This window comes from Nocardia cyriacigeorgica (assembly GCF_010858045.1).
GTDB classification, from domain to species: domain Bacteria; phylum Actinomycetota; class Actinomycetes; order Mycobacteriales; family Mycobacteriaceae; genus Nocardia; species Nocardia cyriacigeorgica_E.
Genome location: NZ_JAAGVC010000459.1, coordinates 1 through 222 on the forward strand (window position 1 = coordinate 1; position 222 = coordinate 222).

Consider the following 222-nt stretch of genomic DNA (forward strand, 5'->3'; position numbering starts at 1 on the left):
GGTGCCGAGCACGGCATTCATTATGGTGCCCGCACTGGTGGCGACCGTGCCGCCGATCATCGCGCCGGCGACCATCTTCGGCGACTGCAACGAACCGCCGCTCCACTTCTCCCAGGCGAACTTGCCGCCCGCGTAGATGATGCCGCAGACCCCGGACAGCAGCACGAACCAGGTCAGGTAGCGGACGAGTTGGAGAATCTTCTCCGACATCGGCGGCGCTTC

The 222-nt window shown here is 65.3% G+C and carries 1 protein-coding gene; it reads right to left on the reverse strand.

Annotation, left to right across the window (positions count from 1 at the left end; all coding sequences use genetic code 11):
* A partial coding sequence (locus GV790_RS30460) for a hypothetical protein (protein WP_163818233.1) occupies positions 1-222 on the reverse strand: 222 nt, incomplete at both ends.